General features: G+C 48.6%; 24 protein-coding genes and 1 rRNA gene. 24 read left to right on the forward strand and 1 reads right to left on the reverse strand.

All coding sequences use genetic code 11. From position 1 onward, the window contains the following. Nucleotides 1-275, forward strand: a 16S ribosomal RNA gene (locus tag ATH33_RS10495); the annotation flags it as partial. Between the two features lie 218 nt (nt 276-493). Beyond that, nucleotides 494-958, forward strand: coding sequence for a peptide-methionine (R)-S-oxide reductase MsrB (gene msrB / locus ATH33_RS10500; RefSeq protein WP_037996491.1), 465 nt, complete (start codon nt 494-496; stop codon nt 956-958). Nucleotides 959-1,009: 51 nt separating this feature from the next. Here msrB and pepF read toward each other — a convergent pair whose 3' ends face one another. After that, a complete protein-coding gene (gene pepF / locus ATH33_RS10505; protein ID WP_181729209.1) occupies nt 1,010-2,827 on the reverse strand; it encodes an oligoendopeptidase F in 1,818 nt (605 codons plus the stop codon). 144 nt (nt 2,828-2,971) lie between these two features. Between pepF and ATH33_RS10510 the strand changes: the two genes are divergently transcribed. The 22 genes from ATH33_RS10510 (at nt 2,972) to ATH33_RS10615 (ending at nt 21,194) form a co-directional block, all read left to right on the forward strand. Next, nucleotides 2,972-3,442: an Hsp20/alpha crystallin family protein gene (locus tag ATH33_RS10510; RefSeq protein ID WP_062843312.1), complete on the forward strand. Its 471-nt coding sequence runs from the start codon at nt 2,972-2,974 to the stop codon at nt 3,440-3,442. A gap of 178 nt (nt 3,443-3,620) precedes the next feature. Beyond that, nucleotides 3,621-3,914, forward strand: a complete 294-nt coding sequence (locus ATH33_RS10515) for a hypothetical protein (protein ID WP_037996415.1) — start codon at nt 3,621-3,623, stop codon at nt 3,912-3,914. Next, a complete protein-coding gene (locus ATH33_RS10520; protein WP_121874389.1) occupies nt 3,898-5,322 on the forward strand; it encodes an FMN-binding glutamate synthase family protein in 1,425 nt (474 codons plus the stop codon). Before ATH33_RS10515 ends, ATH33_RS10520 begins: the two co-directional genes overlap by 17 nt. A gap of 245 nt (nt 5,323-5,567) precedes the next feature. Further along, a complete protein-coding gene (gene rimP / locus ATH33_RS10525; RefSeq protein ID WP_049720218.1) occupies nt 5,568-6,029 on the forward strand; it encodes a ribosome maturation factor RimP in 462 nt (153 codons plus the stop codon). Between the two features lie 21 nt (nt 6,030-6,050). Then, complete coding sequence (gene nusA, locus ATH33_RS10530; protein ID WP_121874390.1) at nt 6,051-7,181, forward strand: transcription termination factor NusA; 1,131 nt, start codon at nt 6,051-6,053, stop codon at nt 7,179-7,181. A gap of 31 nt (nt 7,182-7,212) precedes the next feature. Beyond that, the gene (rnpM, locus tag ATH33_RS10535; protein WP_037996423.1) at nt 7,213-7,491 is read left to right on the forward strand and encodes an RNase P modulator RnpM; all 279 of its coding nucleotides are present in this window, start codon (nt 7,213-7,215) and stop codon (nt 7,489-7,491) included. Beyond that, the gene (locus tag ATH33_RS10540) at nt 7,484-7,783 is read left to right on the forward strand and encodes a YlxQ family RNA-binding protein (protein WP_037996425.1); all 300 of its coding nucleotides are present in this window, start codon (nt 7,484-7,486) and stop codon (nt 7,781-7,783) included. The genes rnpM and ATH33_RS10540 overlap by 8 nt, the downstream gene beginning before the upstream one ends. A gap of 15 nt (nt 7,784-7,798) precedes the next feature. Next, nucleotides 7,799-10,045: a translation initiation factor IF-2 gene (gene infB / locus ATH33_RS10545; protein ID WP_121874433.1), complete on the forward strand. Its 2,247-nt coding sequence runs from the start codon at nt 7,799-7,801 to the stop codon at nt 10,043-10,045. A 1-nt stretch (nt 10,046) separates the two neighbouring features. Further along, nucleotides 10,047-10,325 (forward strand): DUF503 domain-containing protein, encoded by a 279-nt coding sequence (locus tag ATH33_RS10550; RefSeq protein WP_049720217.1) that lies wholly within the window; start codon nt 10,047-10,049, stop codon nt 10,323-10,325. 21 nt (nt 10,326-10,346) lie between these two features. Further along, complete coding sequence (gene rbfA / locus ATH33_RS10555; protein WP_037996427.1) at nt 10,347-10,706, forward strand: 30S ribosome-binding factor RbfA; 360 nt, start codon at nt 10,347-10,349, stop codon at nt 10,704-10,706. Continuing rightward, entirely contained in the window at nt 10,703-11,680 is a 978-nt protein-coding gene (locus tag ATH33_RS10560) for a DHH family phosphoesterase (protein ID WP_037996429.1), read from the forward strand. The genes rbfA and ATH33_RS10560 overlap by 4 nt, the downstream gene beginning before the upstream one ends. Continuing rightward, nucleotides 11,681-12,595 carry a tRNA pseudouridine(55) synthase TruB gene (gene truB / locus ATH33_RS10565; protein ID WP_037996431.1) on the forward strand — a complete coding sequence of 305 codons (915 nt, stop codon included), beginning with the start codon at nt 11,681-11,683 and terminating at the stop codon, nt 12,593-12,595. It begins immediately after the preceding gene. Beyond that, nucleotides 12,596-13,540: a bifunctional riboflavin kinase/FAD synthetase gene (locus ATH33_RS10570; protein ID WP_037996433.1), complete on the forward strand. Its 945-nt coding sequence runs from the start codon at nt 12,596-12,598 to the stop codon at nt 13,538-13,540. It abuts the gene before it with no gap. A 120-nt stretch (nt 13,541-13,660) separates the two neighbouring features. After that, complete coding sequence (rpsO, locus tag ATH33_RS10575; RefSeq protein WP_037996435.1) at nt 13,661-13,930, forward strand: 30S ribosomal protein S15; 270 nt, start codon at nt 13,661-13,663, stop codon at nt 13,928-13,930. Nucleotides 13,931-14,056: 126 nt separating this feature from the next. Further along, complete coding sequence (gene pnp, locus ATH33_RS10580) at nt 14,057-16,177, forward strand: polyribonucleotide nucleotidyltransferase (protein WP_082813564.1); 2,121 nt, start codon at nt 14,057-14,059, stop codon at nt 16,175-16,177. Between the two features lie 114 nt (nt 16,178-16,291). Next, nucleotides 16,292-17,272: a polysaccharide deacetylase family protein gene (locus ATH33_RS10585; RefSeq protein ID WP_231564621.1), complete on the forward strand. Its 981-nt coding sequence runs from the start codon at nt 16,292-16,294 to the stop codon at nt 17,270-17,272. Between the two features lie 64 nt (nt 17,273-17,336). Then, nucleotides 17,337-18,590, forward strand: a complete 1,254-nt coding sequence (locus tag ATH33_RS10590) for a M16 family metallopeptidase (RefSeq protein ID WP_037996440.1) — start codon at nt 17,337-17,339, stop codon at nt 18,588-18,590. Beyond that, entirely contained in the window at nt 18,583-19,026 is a 444-nt protein-coding gene (gene dut / locus ATH33_RS10595; RefSeq protein ID WP_037996441.1) for a dUTP diphosphatase, read from the forward strand. Before ATH33_RS10590 ends, dut begins: the two co-directional genes overlap by 8 nt. A 14-nt stretch (nt 19,027-19,040) precedes the next feature. After that, a complete protein-coding gene (locus ATH33_RS10600; RefSeq protein WP_037996443.1) occupies nt 19,041-19,220 on the forward strand; it encodes an aspartyl-phosphate phosphatase Spo0E family protein in 180 nt (59 codons plus the stop codon). A 125-nt stretch (nt 19,221-19,345) separates the two neighbouring features. After that, the gene (locus ATH33_RS10605; protein ID WP_231564622.1) at nt 19,346-19,606 is read left to right on the forward strand and encodes a YlmC/YmxH family sporulation protein; all 261 of its coding nucleotides are present in this window, start codon (nt 19,346-19,348) and stop codon (nt 19,604-19,606) included. An 89-nt stretch (nt 19,607-19,695) separates the two neighbouring features. Then, nucleotides 19,696-20,595: a dipicolinate synthase subunit DpsA gene (gene dpsA, locus ATH33_RS10610; RefSeq protein ID WP_121874434.1), complete on the forward strand. Its 900-nt coding sequence runs from the start codon at nt 19,696-19,698 to the stop codon at nt 20,593-20,595. Continuing rightward, nucleotides 20,592-21,194, forward strand: coding sequence for a dipicolinate synthase subunit B (locus ATH33_RS10615; protein ID WP_037996444.1), 603 nt, complete (start codon nt 20,592-20,594; stop codon nt 21,192-21,194). Before dpsA ends, ATH33_RS10615 begins: the two co-directional genes overlap by 4 nt. The last annotated feature ends 52 nt before the right edge of the window (nt 21,195-21,246 follow it).

Below are 21,246 nucleotides of genomic sequence, written 5' to 3' on the forward strand. Positions count from 1 at the left end.
AGGGGGAGCCAATCCCAAAAAGCCAGTCTCAGTTCGGATCGCAGGCTGCAACTCGCCTGCGTGAAGCCGGAATCGCTAGTAATCGCGGATCAGCATGCCGCGGTGAATACGTTCCCGGGCCTTGTACACACCGCCCGTCACACCACGAGAGTTTGCAACACCCGAAGTCGGTGAGGCAACCTTTTAGGAGCCAGCCGCCGAAGGTGGGGCAGATGATTGGGGTGAAGTCGTAACAAGGTATCCCTACCGGAAGGTGGGGATGGATCACCTCCTTTCTAAGGAGCTCATTTCGAGCAAAAACGTTTCAAAGAGTCATGTCTCACACTCTTTAGTTTTCAGGGAATACTGGAAAAATCCCCGCAGACCACGGTCTGCGGGGATTTTTGTTTGCGACGGTTGCATTTTGAAACAAAAAAGGGAAGATACCCCCTGAAACGGGGTATGCTAAAATGAAAAGATGCCGGGAAAATGATTGGAAGATGAGGTGTTTCAAATGGTCAGGAGGGCAAGAAGAGAAAAAAAAGAACAAGAAGAACAGAAAAAAAAGTTATCCCCGCGTCAATATCACGTCACTCAGGAAAATGGAACCGAACCTCCTTTTCAAAATGAATACTGGGATCATGAAGAAGAAGGAATCTATGTGGATGTGGTTTCGGGTGAACCGCTTTTCAGTTCATTGGACAAATTTGATGCCGGATGCGGTTGGCCCAGTTTTACCAAGCCGATTCACGAAGATCAGATTGTGGAAAAGGAAGATTACAGCCACAACATGATCCGTACCGAAGTGAGGAGCCGGGAAGGAGACTCTCATTTGGGGCATGTGTTTAATGACGGGCCGCTGCCGACAGGGCTCCGCTATTGCATCAACTCGGCGGCTTTAAGGTTTATCCCGAAAAAAGATTTGGAAAAAGAAGGTTATGGGGAATATCTGTCCCTGTTTGATAAAAAGGATTCATGACAAAGAGAAAAGCGTTTGCCGGGTCGGCAAACGCTTTTTTTATGGCAGGCATTAAGATTGGGCCAGAAGTTTTTCCAATTCATCCAGTTTCTCCTCAAAAACGTTCAGGGCTTGCTGAATCGGTTCCGGTGAAGTCATGTCGACGCCGGCTTTTTTCAATACTTCAATGGGATAGTCGGAACTTCCGGCTTTCAAGAAGGAAAGATAACGGGAGACGGCCGGTTTTCCTTCGCGCAGAATTTGTCCGGACAATGCCGCCGCGGCACTGAATCCTGTCGCATATTGGTAAACATAATAGTTGTAATAGAAGTGGGGGATGCGTGCCCATTCCAAACCGATTTCCGGATCGCTTATCATGTCGTTGCCGTGATACTTTTTGTTCAAATCATAGTACAACGAGGTGAGCAGTTCCGGTGTCAGCGCTTCTTTTGCCTGCGCTTTTTGATGAATGAGATGTTCAAATTCGGCAAACATGGTTTGGCGGAAAACCGTTGCCCGGAAGCCGTCGAGATAATGGTTCAAGAGATACAGACGCTTTTGTTTGTCGTCGGTTTGTTTGAGCAAATAATCATTGAGCAAGGCTTCATTGCAAGTCGATGCCACTTCCGCAACAAAAATGGAATAGTTGCCATAGACAAACGGTTGGTTTCTGTTGGTGTAATAACTGTGGAGGGAGTGCCCCAGTTCATGTACCAGTGTGAACAAGCTGTCAATGCTGTCCTGCCAGTTCATCAGGATGTAGGGGGCCGTTCCGTAAGCTCCTGAAGAATAGGCGCCGCTTCGTTTTCCTTTGTTCTCATAAACATCGATCCACCGATTGTCAAAAGCCTCTTTCAGGATGGATACATATTCCTCGCCCATGACACTTAACGCATCGAGCACAATTTTTTGTGCATCCGGGTAGGAAATTTTAAAAGAAGATTCTTCCACCAACGGGGTGTAAATGTCGTACATGTGCATTTCTTCCAAGCCCAGTGCTTTTTTGCGGATGCGCATATACCGGTGCAGCAAGGGCAAATTTTGGTTGACGGTATCCACCAATTGATCATAGACGGTTTCAGGTATGCTGTTCCGGCTTAAAGCGGCATGCCGTGCCGAATCATAGCCGCGGACTTCTGCATAAAAATTATTTTTCTTGATGGCCCCGCTTAAGGTGCTGGCAAAAGTGTTTTTATATTTGTCGTATGTGGAGTATACGGCATGAAACGCGTCTTTTCTGACGCGGCGGTCCGGGCTTTCCATCAATTTCGTGTACCGGCCGTGTGTCACTTTGACTTCTTCCCCGTTTTCATCCCGGATCGAGGGAAACTCCAAGTCTGCATTGTTCAGCATGCCGAAGGTGTTGGCGGAGGCCCCCAGGACTTCACCGGCTTGGGCTAGGAGTTTTTCTTCTTTTTCCGATAAAACATAGGGACGCTTTTTGTTTAACTCTTCCAGAGCGTGTTTGTATACCTGCAATTCTTCGTTTTCTTCCAAAAAACGCGTGATTTTCTCTTCGGGGATGGAAAGGATCTCCGGAGTGATGAAGGACAAGGCTCCGGAAACTTCCGTATACAAACTTTTTGCGCGGTCATTGAGGGCTTGATAAAAGGATTGGGTGGTGTCCTGATCAAACCGCATATGCGCATATGTATAAAGTTTGTCAAGTTTGTAGAGCAATTGATCCTGGAATTTCAGCGCTTTTAACAAATCCTCAGCAGACCGTCCGAGCTTCCCTTTGAACCGGCTGATCTCAGGGATCATTTGTTTGATGTTTTGATATTCTTCTTCCCATTTCTCATCGTTTTCAAAAATATCTTCAAGACGCCATTTATATTCATCCGGAATTTCTGAGCGAAGAGGAAGTTTGGATGAGGATTGGGTCATGATTATACCTCCTTAATCAGTTCTGTATTCTCCATTATACTACTCGGCCGGGGAATTCAGAAACCATTCCTTTTATTGGGTTGTGTATAATTTTTTTATTAATTTGCATAATATTGGGGTGATCATCATGAAAGGGAGGTACAAGAAGTGAGCAATCTGGAGCGTTTCAGAAGCCGGAGAAATCTTTACAACCCGGTACATCCTTTGTCACAAATCCATTCGGAAATCAACCGCACATTTGAACGTTTTTTTGAAAATCCGATCTGGAATGAGTCGATGCCAAAAATGCCCGCCATCAACATGAAAGAGGAAGGGAACCAGTATGTCATCGAGGCGGAAATGCCCGGCCTCAGGGATGAAGATGTTGAAATAGAGGTGCACGGCGGACAATTAACGATCAAAGGGGAACGGAAACAAGAATCGAAAAAAGAAGGAGAGCACATGTATATTGAAGAGAGGAGTTATGGTTCGTTTTACCGGACCGTCACCCTTCCGCAGGATGCCAACTTGGATCATATCACAGCCGATTATGAAAACGGGCTTCTCATAATCACGATTCCGAAGGATCCGGAAAAAGAACCGAAGAGAATTAAAATCAACCGGAAACCTTCTTCATGATCGTGCGGGAAAAATGAAAAAAACCAACGGGGCCGTATGGGACACGGCCCTTTTTTTTTGGAAAGAAGCCGGCACCGGGTTCCTCCTAATTTTTCCCGGATGGAGATGTGAGTAATCAGAGAAGGATGATCGCATACTATCACCAAATCCATTTCAATTTCAGGAAGGTGTAAGGATTATGCAAAATGTTGAAAACATGGAAAACGTTCTTTCCTACATTCATTCCGAGCTGAACCGCATTGAAACGATGGCGGGTACATTGGCCACAATTGAACAGGACCATTACCGGAAGCTGACGAATTTCGATCATCGCAAATTGGTGGATATTGCGGTCGAAGAACAGAATGCCGCCCGTCAGTTGGGAACGGTCAAGCAAATGTGCTTGTCGATGGCGCAAAAAATTGAAGAACTTCAAAATTCGTTGGGGCAGGGTGAAGCCAAGGAGCGTGTCCATCGTGCTGAAGTTCATTGAAAGGATGATCCGGTCCGCCATTGACCGGTCTGTCGATCAAGCGTTGACCAGGATGATCCGGGACCAATATACCGAGAATTTGTTTGAAATGGTGCCGGCCTCGAAAAAGGTGGGGGTGACCAACCTCATGGAAATCACCATGAGGGCCAATCAGGGCACACCCATCTCCCGACCCTTGGGAACCCCTGTTCCTATGTCCCCGTGGGAAAAAATCTTGTTCAATCCGGTTCACCTGTTCCGCTTTCCCACTCCGGAAAACGTCGGAATCAACACTTCGGTCACGATTGGACAGCGGGCCAAAAAACCATTGACGATTTCCATTCCGATCATGATTGCAGGCATGTCCTTCGGCGGTGCGTTAAGCAAAAAAACCAAAATTGCCCTCGCCAAAGCTGCCACCAAGGTGGGGACCGCGACCAATTCGGGGGAAGCGGGGCTCATGAAAGAGGAAAGGGAAGCGGCCGGTTTGTTTATCGGACAGTATAACCGGGGCGGATGGATGAACGATCCGAAAAAGTACAAAGCCTTGGATGCGATCGAGATTCAACTGGGGCAGGGGGCCCAAGGATCCGCTTCGCAGCGGACGGCCGCCCATAACATCGGCGAGGACTTCAGGGAAGTTTATGAGTTGCAACCCGGGGAAGATGCGGTGATCCATTCTCGGCTGCCCGGGGTCAATGGCAAGGAAGAGTTTGTCCAACTGGTCCGCAGACTGAAAGAGGAAACCGGGGTGCCGGTGGGACTGAAAATTGCTGCGACGCATCATCTTGAAAAAGAGTTGCAAATCGCCGTGGAAGCCGGAGTGGATTTTGTCACCGTTGACGGAGCCGAAGGCGGAACGCACGGGGGTGCACCCACTTTGCAGGATGATGTCGGATTGCCCACCCTCTTTGCCATTACAAGAGCATCCGAATTTCTTGCCCGAAAAAAGGTGAAACAGGATATTCAACTGATTGCCACAGGAGGATTGGTCACTCCCGGACGAATGCTGAAAGCCATCGCCTTGGGAGCCGATTGTGTGTATATCGGAACGGCGGCCTTGATGGCCTTGGCCAGCGAACAAATGGTCAAATCCGTACCCTTTGAACCTCCCACCAGCTTGTTGGTTTATTCGGGGAAAATGACCGACCAATTGGATGTGGACCAGGCGGCCATGAATCTGGTCCGTTATTTGAATGCTTGCGTGCGGGAAATGGAGCTCGTTTTGATATCGCTTGGAAAAACGGCTGTTGCCGATTTGACCAAATCGGATTTATGTACCATGGATCCTTTTATTGCCAAAGCAACGGGCATTGAGTTGGGCTATGTTGCCCCCGAAGACCAATCCCGCTTTTTTGAAGAAACCAACCCCTTGTTTTCCGTTCCACGGGACCGGGAGTTTGAAACCGGGCCGTTTGTCAGCCATTGAGAGATAAAAAATGCATCCCGGGGATACCGGCTTTTTCTGCCCCGGTCCCCGGGAAGAGGGACAAAAGCGGTTCGTTAAGGAAAAAGGAGCCGGCAAAGGCAATTGCTTCTTTTTTGGTGATTGTGTTATAATCACTTTGGCTATACTTATTGTAGATACATCTTGCGAGTGCAAAGAGTGGGTGGAAGCCCACTCTTTGCGTTTTGTTGCAGGTGTTTGAATTAGCCAAATAAGGAGGGTTGGCTTTGAGCCGACAAATTACAGAAGCCGTACAACAACTTGCCCGGCCGATTGTGGAAAAAGAAGGTTTGGAACTGGTCGATATCGAGTATAAAAAAGAAGGGCCAAATTGGTTTTTGCGCATTTTCATCGACCGGGAAGACGGGGGAGTTGATTTGGATGATTGCACCCGGATCAGTGAGATAGTGGGGGAAAAGCTGGACGAAGAAGACCCGGTGCCAGGGGCGTATATTCTGGAAGTGTCATCACCGGGTGCGGAAAGGCCGCTGACCAAGGAGAAGGATTTCCAAAAAGCTGTCGGTAAAAATGTATATATTACCACGTACGAACCCATTGAAGGCCAAAAAGTGTTTGAAGGGGTTTTGCACCAATTTGACGGTACCACCCTTACGGTCCATGAGAAGAAGAAGACATTTGAGATTCCACTCGAGAAGGTGGCCAAAGCACGATTAAGCGTCGTTTTTTAACGCGAAGGGAGGATTAGGCCGATGAATGCCGAGTTCATCGAGGCCCTTGATCAATTAGAAAAAGAAAAAGGGATCAGTAAAGATATTTTGATTGAAGCGATTGAAGCTGCATTGATATCTGGATATAAGCGCAACTTTCATTCTGCACAAAACGTACGGGTAGATGTGAACAGACAGACCGGACAGGTGCGTGTGTTTGCCCGCAAAACCGTCGTGGATGAAGTCGTCGACTCCCGCTTGGAAATTTCATTGGATGCGGCCCGGGAAATCGACCCCAATTATCAATTGGACGATATTGTGGAGATCGAAGTCACGCCGGCAGACTTTGGCCGGATTGCGGCTCAAACAGCGAAGCAGGTGGTGACGCAACGGATCCGGGAAGCGGAACGGTCAGCCATTTACGAAGATTTTGTTGACCGGGAAGAAGACATTGTCACCGGAATTGTGCAAAGAGCCGACAACCGTTACTATTACGTGGACCTTGGCCGGGTGGAAGCCTTGCTGCCCCACAATGAAGTCATCGCCGGAGAGCGGTTCAGCCACGGGGATCGCGTGAAGGTTTACATTACCCGGGTGGAAAAATCGACGAAAGGTCCGCAGATTTTCTTGTCCCGCACCCATCCCGGACTGTTGAAAAGGTTGTTTGAGTTGGAAGTTCCCGAAATTTATGATGGCGTTGTGGAAATTAAATCGATTGCCCGTGAAGCGGGTCAACGTTCCAAAATTGCCGTGGCTTCGCACAATCCGGATGTGGATCCGGTCGGAGCCTGTGTGGGTCACCGCGGATCCCGCGTGCAAACGGTGGTCAATGAACTGCGCGGTGAAAAAATCGATATCGTCCGTTGGTCTGACCGCATGGATGAATTGATTGCCAATGCGCTCAGCCCGTCCAAAGTGATTTCCGTCACCATTTATGAAGAAGAAAAAATGGCCCGGGTGATTGTTCCCGATCACCAATTGTCTCTGGCGATCGGAAAAGAAGGACAAAACGCACGGCTGGCTGCAAAGCTCACCAATTGGAAGATTGACATCAAAAGCGAATCGGAAGCCGAAGAATTGGAAGAAGAAGCTGAAGATGAAATTTTGGATGAAGTCGAAATTCCGGATGAAGATGCTTTATTCAATACCGATGGCAGTGAAGGGACCGAATAATTTCTTCCAAGGGGAGGGTTTTTGGCATAAGATGAAACGGCGAAAGGTACCGATGCGAAAATGTGTGGCATCACAAGAAATGTTTCCGAAAAAGGAACTGATCCGGATCGTGAGAACGCCGGAAAACGAACTGGTCATCGACCCGACCGGAAAGAAATCCGGGCGCGGAGCGTATTTGTGCGCAAAGATGGAATACATTGATTTGGCACAAAAAAAGAAAGCATTGGATCGCGCCCTCAAAGTGCAAGTTCCAACCGAATTGTATGATCAACTTCGTGATTATGTAAGAGAGCATCAGGGGAATGAATAAGTTTTTGCAACTGCTGGGGCTTGCGATGAGGGCCGGAAAAGTCGTTTCCGGAGAAGAATTGGTGATCCGGGAAATTCGCTCGGGAAAAGCGCAGTTGGTGATTCTGGCCGAAGATGCAAAAAAAAACACGGAAAAAAAGGTCAGTGACAAATGTGATTCTTACAACGTTCCTTTGTTGCGATACGGTGCCCGAAAAGAGTTGGGAAATGCGATTGGAAAAGAGACACGCGTGGTCATTGCAATCACGGACCGGGGGTTTGCCCGGTCATTCATGAAGCTCGGCAGTAAGTAACGGGGGTGAATGGATTTGGCGAAAATGCGTGTATATGAATACGCGAAAAAAGTGAATAAGAGTAGTAAAGAAATATTGCACAGTCTGAAAGACTTAGGCATTCAAGTGAATAACCATATGAGTGTGTTGGATGAAGGAATGATACAAAAATTGGATCAACGTTTAAATCAACAAGAAAAATCTGCAAAAATACAAGATCGTCCGAAAAGCGAAGAAAACAAGAAAGCGACGTCCAACGGAAATCATCGGAATAAACAAGAATCTTCCGCTCACAACAAAAAGCGTGCCTCTTCCGGATCAAACCGCAACAGGGGCGCCCGCGGGCAGGAAGAGCGGAAAGCAAACCATGAGACAAGCCAGCAGGATAAGCGCCAACGCAAAGGAAAGAAAGGAAAGGCCTTCCAGAAAGGAAAAGACGGCGCCCGCCGGGACAATGTGAACCGGAAAGGAAAAGGCCGTCAAAAAGGCGAGAAAAAGAAAGAGGCCAAAGAAAAACAAGCTCCGGTACTGCCAAAGGAAATCACCGTTTCCGGTCCCATGACCGTTGGGGATTTTGCCAAGCTGTTGCGCAGGGAATCTTCCGCTGTCATTAAAAAGCTGATCACGCTTGGAATCATGGCCACCATCAATCAGGAAATTGATGTGGAAACGATGACCATCTTGGCAGAAGAATTTGACGTTACCATCCATGTCAAAGAAGAAGTGGATGAAAGCAACTTTGAAGAGATCGAAGAAACGGACGCACCGGAGGATTTGGTTGAACGCCCGCCGGTGGTTACGATCATGGGACACGTGGACCATGGAAAAACCACGCTGCTTGACAAAATCCGCCAAAGTAAAATCACGGAAGAAGAAGCCGGAGGAATCACACAACACATCGGTGCTTATCAGATCGAAGCCAATGACAAAAAAATCACCTTTTTGGATACGCCGGGGCATGCTGCATTCACCACCATGCGTGCGCGGGGAGCCCAAGTGACGGATATCACGATTTTGGTGGTCGCCGCCGATGACGGCGTCATGCCGCAAACGGTCGAAGCCATCAACCATGCCAAAGCAGCCGATGTCCCGATTATTGTTGCCGTCAACAAGATGGATAAACCCGAGGCAAATCCGGACCGGGTGAAACAACAATTGACCGAATACGGATTGGTTCCGGAAGAATGGGGCGGGGACACCATTTTTGTCCCGGTATCGGCCTTGACAGGAGACGGCATTGACGAATTGCTGGAAATGATTCTGTTGGTGGCCGAAGTTCAGGAACTGAAAGCCAATCCGGATAAACGCGCCCGCGGGGTGGTCATTGAGGCGGAACTGGACAAAGGCCGCGGAGCTGTTGCCACCGTGCTGGTGCAAAACGGTACGCTGCATGTCGGAGATCCGGTGGTGGCCGGAAATTACTTTGGTAAAATTCGTGCCATGATCAACGATCAAGGGCGTCGTGTCAAAACGGCACCGCCATCGACACCGGTCGAAATTCTGGGGCTTTCTGATGTGCCGAATGCCGGCGATGCGTTCATGGTGTTTGAGGATGAGAAAAAAGCGCGTTCCATCGCCGAGAAACGCCAGACGAAACAAAAAGAACAAGAACGCGGAGCCCATTCCCGTGTATCGCTGGATGATTTGTTCAAACAAATTAAAGAAGGCGAAGTCAAAGAATTAAATGTTATTATTAAAGCAGACGTCCATGGTTCTGCAGAAGCCATGAAACACTCGCTTGAAAAAATTGATGTCGAAGGCGCACGCGTAAAAATCATCCATGCGGCTGTCGGAGCCATCACGGAATCGGACATCATTTTGGCTTCTGCCTCAAATGCCATTGTGATCGGGTTTAATGTCCGTCCCGAACCCAATGCCCGGGAGATGGCCAAACAGGAGAAAGTGGACATCCGCTTACACCGGGTCATTTATAAAGCGATTGAGGAAATCGAAGCGGCCATGAAAGGTCTTTTGGATCCCGAATATGAAGAGGTCATGGCAGGCATTGCAGAAGTTCGCCAAATCTTTAAAGTCTCCCGGATCGGAACCATTGCCGGTTGTTATGTCATCGAAGGGAAAGTGGTTCGTGACGGAAAAGCCCGGGTGATTCGTGACGGTGTCGTGATCCATGAAGGTGAAATTGACACGCTGAAACGTTACAAAGATGATGCCAAAGAAGTGGCACAAGGGTATGAATGCGGGATTACCTTGCAAAACTATAATGACATCAAAGAAGGAGACCAAATCGAAGTTTACACCATCCAGGAAGTGGAGCGGAAGTAACGTGCACATCGGTGTACTGGAGTTTAAGGGGCGGGTGATCGCCTCTTTCTCCCTCAAAGACAAACGCAGGGTGATTCAAAGCGTCCAGGCAAAAATCAGGAACCGGTTTAACCTTTCCATTGCAGAAGTGGCGGATCAAGACGATCGTCAGTTTGTTTCGCTTGCAGTCGTGGGGGTCGGAAGCAACCGGATGGTGGTGGAAAAAGAACTGGAACAAGCCCTTCGGCTGCTTGAACAAACGGATGGTTTGGAGATCATTGCGGCAGATATCACATTTTAGGTTGACGAGGAGGTTTGATCCGTGGCACGGATACGTAACAGTCGTGTGGGTGAACAGATCAAAAAGGAATTAAGCCAACTTATCCAGCAAGAGTTAAAAGATCCCCGTATCGGATTTGTGACGGTGACTGGTGTCGAAATGAGCGGAGATCTGCAAATTGCCAAAGTTTACATCAGCGTGATGGGAAGCAAGGAGCAAAAACAAGAAACTTTGACCGGACTGGAAAAAGCCAAAGGTTACCTTCGTTCTGAAATCGGGCATCGTGTTTCGTTGCGTCATGTTCCCGAACTCATTTTTTCGATTGATCAATCCCTTGATTACAGTGAAAACATTGAACGTCTGCTGCGGGATGTTCATGCACGGGAGAATGAGAAACAATGAGCCGTTTTGATGAGCTGCTTGCTTTTTTGGAAAAGGCCGACCGGATTTTGGTGGTATCTCATCTTCACCCGGATGGGGATGCGATCAGTTCCACTTTGGCGATGGGATATATGTTAAAACAATCCGGCAAGCAAGTGACGATGGTCAACGAAGACCCGGTTCCCCGGAAATTTTCTTTTCTGCCCGGAGTGGAAGAGATTCAGCCGGCGGAACAGGTTTCCGGCTCCTTCCAATATGTGATTGCTTTGGATTGCGCCGACAAAGAGCGGATGGGCGCCTGCCGTTTCCTGATCCGGGATGATGCGGTGATCGTCAACCTGGACCATCATGCGACCAATGACCGGTTTGGGGATATCAACATTGTGGTTCCGGAAGCGGCGGCAACCGTGGAAATTATTTTTGATTGGGCGGAAGAAAACAACTTCCCCATTTGCGAACCACTGGCGGCATGCCTTTACACCGGTTTGTTGACCGACACGGGGGGATTCCGCTATTCCAATACTTCCCCGAAAGTGTTGAGACAAGCCGCCAAGTTGGTGGAGACCGGCATCGAAGCGCATAAGATTGCCGACCGGGCTTTGGAAACCGTAACCATGGAGCAGTTAAAATTGCTGCAAGGGGCTTTGTCCACCTTGCAGAAATCAGACGACGGACTCATTGCATGGATGTTTTTAAGCAAAGAGGAAATGGAAAAAGCGGCGAATTCGTACGAAGCTTTGGATGGCATCGTCAATTATGCGCGAAATATTTACGGGGTGGATGTCGGCATTTTGTACCGGGAAGAGGATGACGGAACCATCAAAGTCAGTTTCCGTTCCAGAGAACAGGTTGATGTGGGCCGGGTGGCCAAGGAATTTGGCGGAGGCGGCCATGCCCGTGCGGCGGGATGCAGCATGCCCGGGACACTCCGCGAAGTTCACGAGCGCGTTTTCAAAGCAGTTCAGTCCAGGTTGAAGCAGGGGTGTGAAGTTTAAATGGGGTGCCATGGGATTTTGCCCGTTTTTAAACCAAAAAACTATACATCCCATGATATTGTCGCCATCGTCCGCCGCTTGACAAAGCAAAAAAAGGCTGGTCATACAGGCACGCTGGATCCGGAAGTGGAAGGCGTGCTGCCTGTTTGTCTGGGACAAGCCACCCGGTTGGTGGAATATTTGCAGGACCGCCCCAAGCGTTATCAAGGAACCTTGAAATTGGGGATTGCCACCGAAACGGAAGATCAGACCGGCGCCGTCATTGCAGAGGCCGAACGGGTGGAACCGGTGGAGCCGGCACAAGTGGAGGAGGTTTTCTCCCGGTTTGTCGGGGAGATTACGCAGGTTCCACCCATGTATTCGGCCGTGAAAGTGAACGGACGCCGTTTATATGAGTGGGCCCGCGAAGGAAAGGAGATCGACCGGCCGAAAAGGAAGGTCCACATTTATGAATTAAAATGGACGGGGATGACGCCGGGGGAATATCCGGAAATTCATTTTGAAGTTCTTTGTTCCAAAGGGACTTATATCCGCACCTTGTGTGTGGACATCGGAAAAGCTTTGGGGTATCCGGCGCATATGGCTTCTCTGGTGCGGGTGCAAAGTGGCCCGTTTCACCTGGAAGATTGTTACACGTTGGATGAGTTGAAGCAAATCGGGGAGCAAGATGCTTGGGAAAATCATGTCACCCGGTTGGATGAGGGGATTTCGTTCATGCCCGGCATGATGGTGAATCATGAAGATCTTCAAAAAGTTTATGATGGTTGGAAAATAGAGATTCCTGTTGATGATCAATTGTTCAATGAGAATCAACTGGTTCGTGTGTATACGGACACCGGTGTTTTTTGCGCTGTATACCGGGTGATTGAAAAGGGCTTGGCGAAACCAGAAAAAGTATTTCGGGATGTGGAGTAGATGGAAACGATACATTTAACCTATCCGATGATCGATCAACCAACCGATCAGGAACCGATTGCACTGGCGATTGGTTTTTTTGACGGTGTCCATTTGGGGCATCAAGCCGTGATCCGAAAGGCGATGGATTTGGCCCGGGAACTGAAGGCGGTTCCGGCGGTCATGACTTTTGATCCGCATCCACGGGAAGTGTTGGGGCAAGAGGCGATTCACCGTTATCTGACCCCGTATCCCGACAAGTTGGAGCAGTTTGCCCGTTTGGGGGTCAGGAAAGTTTATGTTGTCCGGTTTGACCGGAATTTCGCTTCTTTGTCAAAAGAAGAATTTGTCACCGACATATTATTGCCGCTTGGTGTCAAAGGCGTGGTGACAGGGTACAATTTTACGTTTGGACACAAAGCGGAGGGGAAAGCAGAAGACCTGACCGAATTGGGAAAAGGGCATTTCGTCACCGAAATCGTCTCTTTGATCCAACAGGATCAGGGAGTGATCAGCAGCACCAGGTTGCGGCGGGCGTTGGCCGAAGGGGATGTCAAAACCGCCCGGGACATCCTGGGGCGCCCGTATTCGCTGCAAGGAGAGGTGGTCCGGGGAGATCAGCGGGGGCGGTTGATGGGGTTTCCCACAGCCAATCTGGACCTGAAGGCTCCGTATTTTGTTCCCGCCCGAGGCGTCTATGTGGTCAAAGCAACCATTGATGAGGTTTCTTCCTATGGCATCATGAATATCGGAGTGCGTCCCACTTTTAAAAGCGATCAACCGAGTGAAAGGTTGGAAGTGCACCTGCTCGGGCAATCCGGCAACTATTACGGCAAGAAATGCAAAGTGGAGTTTTATCATTTCTTGCGCGAAGAGAAAAAGTTTCCGAGCGTGGAGGCGTTAATTCAGCAGATTGAAAAAGACCGGCAAGAAGCAGAGCGTTGGTTGAAGTTATTTGCACAATAAGGCTTGTTGTACTCATCTTTTTCTTATGGTATACTGATTCGGTAACAACCCTGGCTCGGATCACCGATGCCTCGACGGTGTTCTGGGTTATGGGCGATTGAGCAAAAGGAGGATTTTTCGATGGCATTAACCAATGAACGCAAAAGAGAAATCATCAATGAATTTAAAACACACGATAATGACACGGGTTCCCCCGAAGTGCAAATCGCGATTTTGACTCATCGGATCAATGAGTTAAACGAGCACTTAAAAGATCATAAAAAAGATCATCATTCTCGCCGTGGTCTTTTGAAAATGGTTGGTCAACGCCGGAACTTGTTGAACTACTTGAAGAAGAAAGACATTGTTCGTTATCGTGAACTGATCAAAAAACTCGGATTGCGTCGATAAGAAAAGCGGGGCGGCATGCCCCGCTTTTTTATCATCTCATCTTTTAAAAGAGAAGTGGAAGGAACATACTGTAAATGTGGAGAAGTATGCTATATTTGTGTTTTTGAGAGGAGGAAATGATTGAAGATGGAACCTCAAACATTTGAGACAGATCTGGCTGGACGAAAATTAAAGCTGGAAATCGGAAAATATGCCAATCAAGCCAATGGTGCGGTGATGGTGAGATATGGAGACACTTCGGTGCTGGCTACCGCGGTTGCATCCAAGGAGCCGAAAGACACGGACTTTTTTCCGTTGACGGTAAATTATGAAGAACGTTTGTATGCGGTTGGGAAAATCCCGGGAGGCTTTATCAAGCGTGAAGGCCGCCCGAGCGACAAAGCCATTTTGGCTTCCAGGCTCATTGACCGCCCCATTCGCCCGCTGTTTGATGAAGGGTTTCGCAATGAAGTGCAAGTGGTGACCACTGTCATGTCGGTGGATCAGGATTGCTCTTCGGAAATTGCCGCCATGATCGGCGCATCCGTGGCACTTTCCATTTCGGACATTCCTTTCAAAGGACCCATCGGAGGCGTGGTGGTTGGCCGGGTTGATGGTCAATTGGTCATTAATCCGACGGTGGAACAAATGGAAAAATCCGATCTGCATCTGGTGGTGGCTGGTACGAAACACGGGGTGAACATGGTGGAAGCGGGTTCGGATGAAGTGCCGGAAGAAACGATGCTGGAAGCGATTTTGTTTGGCCACGAAGTGATCAAGGAGCTGGTGGCTTTTCAGGAACAGATCGTGGAAAAAGTGGGACTGCCCAAAATGGAGCCCGAATTGCATCAGGTCGATCCCGGACTGGAAAAACGCGTGCGGGAACTTGCTACCGATTCTTTGATCCAAGCCGTTCAGGTCATTGACAAACAAGAGCGCCAGGATGCGATCGATCAGGTGAAGGAAGAAGTCTTGGCACAGATGGCCGGGGAACTGACGGAAGAAGAATGGGCCGAGCAAGAAAAAGACATGAATACCGTCTTGGATCAAATCGTGAAAGAAGAAGTGCGCCGGTTGATATTGGAAGAGGGCAAACGTCCGGATGGACGGGCTGTCGATGAAATCCGCCCGCTTTCCAGCGAAATTGATGTCCTGCCGCGGACACACGGTTCCGGATTGTTCCGACGCGGACAAACCCAGGTGTTAAGCGTTTGTACGTTGGGGGCACTCGGCGATGTGCAAATCCTGGATGGTTTGGATTTGGAGGAATCCAAACGCTTTATGCACCACTATAATTTCCCTCCGTTCAGCGTCGGTGAAGCAAGACCGATCCGGTCACCGGGACGCCGGGAAATCGGACACGGGGCTTTGGGGGAAAGAGCACTCGAACCGGTGATTCCTTCCGAAGATGTTTTCCCGTACACCATCCGGTTGGTCTCCGAAGTGCTTGAGTCCAACGGTTCCACTTCGCAAGCAAGTATTTGCGCGTCGACGCTTGCCTTGATGAATGCGGGGGTTCCGATCAAAGCACCCGTTGCAGGCATCGCGATGGGACTGGTCAAAGAAGAGGATAATGTTGTCGTGTTAACCGATATCCAAGGCATGGAAGACCATCTTGGAGATATGGATTTTAAAGTGGCCGGTACACGAAAAGGAGTTACCGCCCTTCAAATGGATATCAAAATCGAAGACATTGACCGGAACATTCTCCAAAGAGCATTGGAACAAGCGCGGAAAGCCAGAATGGTGATCCTGGACAACATGGAAGCCACCATCAAGGAACCGCGAAAACAATTGTCCCCATATGCTCCGAAGATTACCACCTTACGGATTCATCCGGATAAAATCCGTGATGTGATCGGACCGAGCGGACGAGTCATCAATAAAATCATCGAAGAAACCGGAGTCAAAATCGATATCGAACAAGATGGCCGCATTTTCATCGCTTCTCCGGAAACGGAACAAAACGAACGGGCGAAAAAAATCATCGAAGATTTGGTTCGTGAAGTGGTGGTTGGCGAAACGTATCTCGGAACGGTCAAACGGATTGAAAAATACGGAGCATTTGTGGAAATCATTCCGGGCAAAGAAGGACTTGTTCATATCTCTCAACTGGATTTAAACCGGGTCGGAAAAGTCAGCGACGTGGTGAAAGTCGGAGACTCGATCATGGTAAAAGTGACGGAGATTGATGACCAAGGACGGATTAATTTGTCCCGCAAAGCTGTGTTAAAAGATGAAGCAGCGAAGAAAAAAGAAAAAATTTAAAGGAAGAGGCAAAGGAAAAGAGTCAGAGCGAATCTGCCTCTTTTTTATATTTATACGACGGTCATAGGGAGTTGTCCGGGAGCATATGGTAGGAAGGAAAGGAGGCGGCAAACTTTGTTTCCCGTTCGTATGGCGACACTGTTCTTATCGGTTTGTTTTATTGTTTTGCTGGTCCAACTTCCCACCATTGAAGCTTATGTGACGGCCGTGAAGAGCGGAGCGGAGGTGTCGGTGATCTCTTCCGGCTTCAAGACAGACTCCCCGATTGTCGAAAAGATCAAAAAAGAGGCGCCCAAACATCAGATTGCCCCCATCGATGCACGGCTGGATCCGGTTTGGAAAGCCATTCCGGGGCTGAACGGGCGAAAAGTCGACCTGGAAGCAACGATCGAAAGCACACTCAAGCAAAAAGACAAGCACCGGATTCATTGGGTGTATCAGGAAATTCCCCCGAAAATACAACTGGAAGATCTGGGACAGGCACCGGTTTACCGGGGGAACGAAAAAAAACCGGCGGCCGCGCTGATGGTGAATGTGGCTTGGGGAACGGAATACATACCGGAAATGCTCAAGATTTTCAAACAGGAAAAGGTGAAAGCGACCTTTTTTTTGGATGGTTCCTGGCTGAAAAAGAATCCCGAAATGGCCAGGCAGTTGGTGAAAGAAGGGCATGAAGTGGGAAATCATGCTTATTCCCATCCTTTGATGAGCCGGATCGGCACCGGGCAAATCGAAGCCGAGATCGGAAAGACGGAGTCTTTAATCCAAGAAACCTTACAGGTCAAAAGCAGGTGGTTTGCCCCGCCGGCCGGCGATTTTGACAACCGCGTATTAAAAATAGCCGAACAATTTCAAATGAAAACCATATTATGGACATTGGATACCGTCGATTGGAAAAAGTCCGTTTCGCCGGAGATGATGGTGAACAAGGTGGAAAAAGGGATTGCACCCGGCACCTTGTTGTTGACTCATCCGACGGACCGGACGGTCAAAGCGTTGCCGGGGATGATCCGTGCAGGGAAAAACAAGGGCTTGAAGTGGATGACGGTCAGCGAAATGCTCTCTTCAAAACGAGTGGATTCCATTGAGCAATGATTTATGATTTGATATAGTAGTGTTGCTTTTTTGTAGTTTATCAGAGAATTAAGGAGGATCTTATTTGATCGTTAAACATACGCTGGAGAATGGTGTTCGGTTGGTTGCTGAAAAAATCCCCCACGTCCGTTCAGTCGCTTTGGGGATTTGGGTGGGAACCGGTTCTGAAAATGAATCGCTTGCCAATAACGGGATTTCCCATTTTATCGAACACATGATGTTTAAAGGAACCAAAACGCGCACCGCGAAACAGGTTGCGGAATCCTTTGACGCAATCGGCGGACACGTGAATGCCTTCACCTCCAAAGAAATCACTTGTTATTATGCCAAAGTGCTGGACGAACATTTTTTAACGGCACTGGATGTATTATCGGATATGTTTTTTGAATCGGTGTTTGATGAAGGCGAGATCGAAAAAGAGAAAAAAGTGGTCTTGGAGGAAATTTACATGGTGGAAGACACGCCGGATGACCTGGTTCATGACATGCTTTCCGAAGTGTCGTCAGGCGGCCACCCCTTGGGATACCCTGTATTGGGCAATGCCGAAACCGTGACCGGTTTCCGCCGGGAGGATTTGTTCCGCTATAAAAATCAATTTTATGTCCCTTCCAATGTCGTGATTGCCATTGCCGGCAATTTGCCGGATGATTACAAGGAAAGGGTCGAGGAAGCTTTTTCCGGCCATCAGGGCGAGATGCCGGTACGAAGCAGGGAGGTTCCGGTTTTTACGCCGGATGTCAAAGTGAAACAAAAAGAAACCGAACAAACCCATTTATGTTTCGGATTGCCGGGACTGGCCGTCGGTGATGAAGATTTTTACACATTGGTTTTGTTGAATAATGTGCTTGGCGGCAACATGAGCTCCCGTTTGTTCCAGGAAATCCGCGAAGAGCGCGGGCTTGCCTATTCGGTGTTTTCTTATCATTCCGCCCATCGTGACACCGGCCTTTTTGCCATCTATGCCGGAACGAAACACGGGCAGGAGAATGAAGTGGTTGAATACATTTATCAAATTTTGGATGATCTCAAAACCAAAGGATTGACGACGGACGAATTGCACAAAGCCAAAGAACAATTGAAAGGGAGCTTAATGCTTGGACTGGAAAGCACCAACAACCGCATGAGCCGGTTGGGGCGCAATGAATTGTTGTTAAATCGTCAGTTCACTTTGGATGAAATCATCGAAAAGGTGGATAGAATCACTTTGGATGGCGTGAATCGTCTGGCGCGGAAAATTTTTTCATCACCCATGTCGTTGGCGCTGATTTCGCCAGACGGAAAAATCCCTTCCAGTTTTAGGAGGAACTCCATTGCATAATGTCAAAGTTTTTCACATGCCAGGAAACGAAGATCTGCCTCTTCCAGTGAAAATGTCGACGGGTTCCAGTGGTTTTGACCTCCATGCCGCAGTGATGGATCCAGTGGAAATCAAACCGGGCCGGTGGAAGTTGATTCCTTCCGGAATTGCCTTGTCGATGCCGGCAGGGCTGGAGGCCCAAGTGCGTCCGAGAAGCGGTCTTGCTTTAAAACACGGAATCACCGTGCTCAACACACCAGGGACAATCGATGCAGATTACCGTGGAGAAATCGGGGTGATTTTGCTGAACCTGGGGGAACGGCCTTTTCGGGTTGAGCGGGGAGACCGTATTGCACAGTTGGTGTTTATGCAAGTCCCTGCGGTTTCCCTCAAAGTTACGGATTCGTTGGATGAAACGGAACGTGGGTCTGGAGGCTTTGGTCATACGGGTAAATAGGAGAGGTGATCTTCATGTCCGAGCGGCATCGGATCAGAAGGTTACAGGAGGAAATGGAACATCTCCGCAAGGAATTGTACCAATTGGTGAACGGTGAACCCGAACGATTGATGGATGCCCGTGTTTTGCCTTTATCCGAGCAATTGGATGTACTGATTTTGGAAATGCAAAGGATCCGATTGGAACATCGTTAAATAAAGAGGATGAACGCCAAATCCGAAAGTCCGGCAAAGCCTGCCGGGCTTTTTGTTTTTTATAAAAGTGTTGACTGAATCATATGGATAAAGGGAGAGAAAAAATGGAACGTCGGGGGGGAAGGATGTTGCGCTGGAGTGAACTGGCAGAAAAGGAATGCATCGATTTGGTGGGAGGAGAACGGTTGGGGGATTTGTTGCATGCAGACATGTCGTTTGATCCGCAAACCGGAAAAATCCATGCCATCTTGTTACCGACGGAATCTTCCTGGTTTAAAAAGAAGCACAGGTTTATGGAATTGACGTGGAGCATGATCCGGAAAGTCGGGCCGGAAATGTTGATCGTGGATTCGTTGGACCGGAAATCTTCCAAAAAACAATTTTGACAGAAGGGAACCGAATTTCATTTTTTTTCATATGATGCAAACAGATGTTGATCATGGTAAGGATTCTTCCGGGGAAAGGAGTGAAGAAAATGCTGACAGGCAAACATGTTGTCTTCCTCGGTGGAGATGCACGGCAATTAGAGGTGATTAAAAGCTGTACAGAGATGGGAGCCCGGGTTTCATTGGTCGGATTTGACAATTTGCAAAGTCCGGTCAGCGGGGCTTCGTTAAAGGAGCTTTCGTCTGATTTGTTAGAGACGGCGGATGTTTTGGTGCTCCCGATCATTGGGACCGATGAAAAAGGGCAAATCAGCAGTGTTTTTACGTCCAAAAAATTGTTTCTGACCCCGGAGTTGTTTCAATCTCTTCCAAAACATTGCCTCGTTTTTGCCGGGATGGCCAAGGAGTATTTGCGAAAGTTGTGCCGGGATTTCGGGCTTCAACTTATTGAACTCTTAAACCGGGATGATGTGGCCATTTACAACTCCATCCCGACAGTGGAAGGTGCGCTGATGATGGCCATCCAACACACCGACATCACCATTCACGGTTCCGAAAGCATTGTGCTGGGCATGGGAAGATGCGGATTGTCGCTGGCCCGTGTGCTTCATGCGATTGGAGCCCGGGTGAAAGTCGGGGTGAGAAGTTCCGAGCATAAAGCCCGCGCATTTGAAATGGGGATTCAGGCGTTTGATACATCCGAATTAAAAGACCATGTGAAAAATGCGGATTTGATTTTTAACACCGTTCCGTCCTTGATCATTGATTCAACCGTTTTGGCCAACGTGCCTCATGATGTGGTCATCATTGATCTGGCATCCAAACCGGGAGGCGTGGATTATCCGTTCGCTGAAAAAAGAGGAATCAAAGCCATCTTGGCACCCAGTCTGCCGGGAATCGTGGCTCCGAAAACAGCCGGACAAATTTTGGCGGAGACCATCACCCGGATCATGAAAAATGAGTTATTCAGGGAGGGAACCGTTCAGTGAATTTTCAAAACTTGACGATCGGCTTCGGCATGACGGCATCCCACTGTACGCATGATGAAGTGCTCCCGCAAATGAAAAGATTGGTGGAACTGGGGGCAAACGTGATTCCGGTGATTTCCCATACGGTGGCGACGGTGGACAGCCGGTTCGGCACCGCGGAAGATTGGAAGAAAAAAATTAAAGAAATCACCGGTCGGACCCCGTTGATGACCATACCGGAAGTGGAACCGTTCGGTCCTGAAAAAAGTTTGGATTGTTATGTGATTGCTCCCTGCACCGGCAATTCCCTGGCGAAACTTGCCAATGCATTGACAGACAGCCCGGTTTTGATGGCGGCAAAAGCGCAAATGCGCAATCACCGGCCGGTGGTGGTGGCCATTTCCACGAACGACGCACTCGGCTTAAATGCCGTCAACCTGGCAAAATTGCTGGCAGCCAAAGACATTTATTTTGTTCCGTTTGGCCAAGATGCTCCCGAAAAAAAACCCAAGTCCATGGTCGCACGAATGGAATTGATCCCGGAAACCTGTCTTGCCGCCATCGAAGGGAAACAGTTGCAACCATTAATAGTTGAAAAATACCGCGACTTGACTTCATAATAGAAAAGAGCTCGGATAGATGATTCATTCGTCCCCCGTTGATGAGATACAG

This window comes from Thermoactinomyces vulgaris (assembly GCF_003688725.1).
GTDB classification, from domain to species: Bacteria; Bacillota; Bacilli; order Thermoactinomycetales; family Thermoactinomycetaceae; genus Thermoactinomyces; species Thermoactinomyces vulgaris.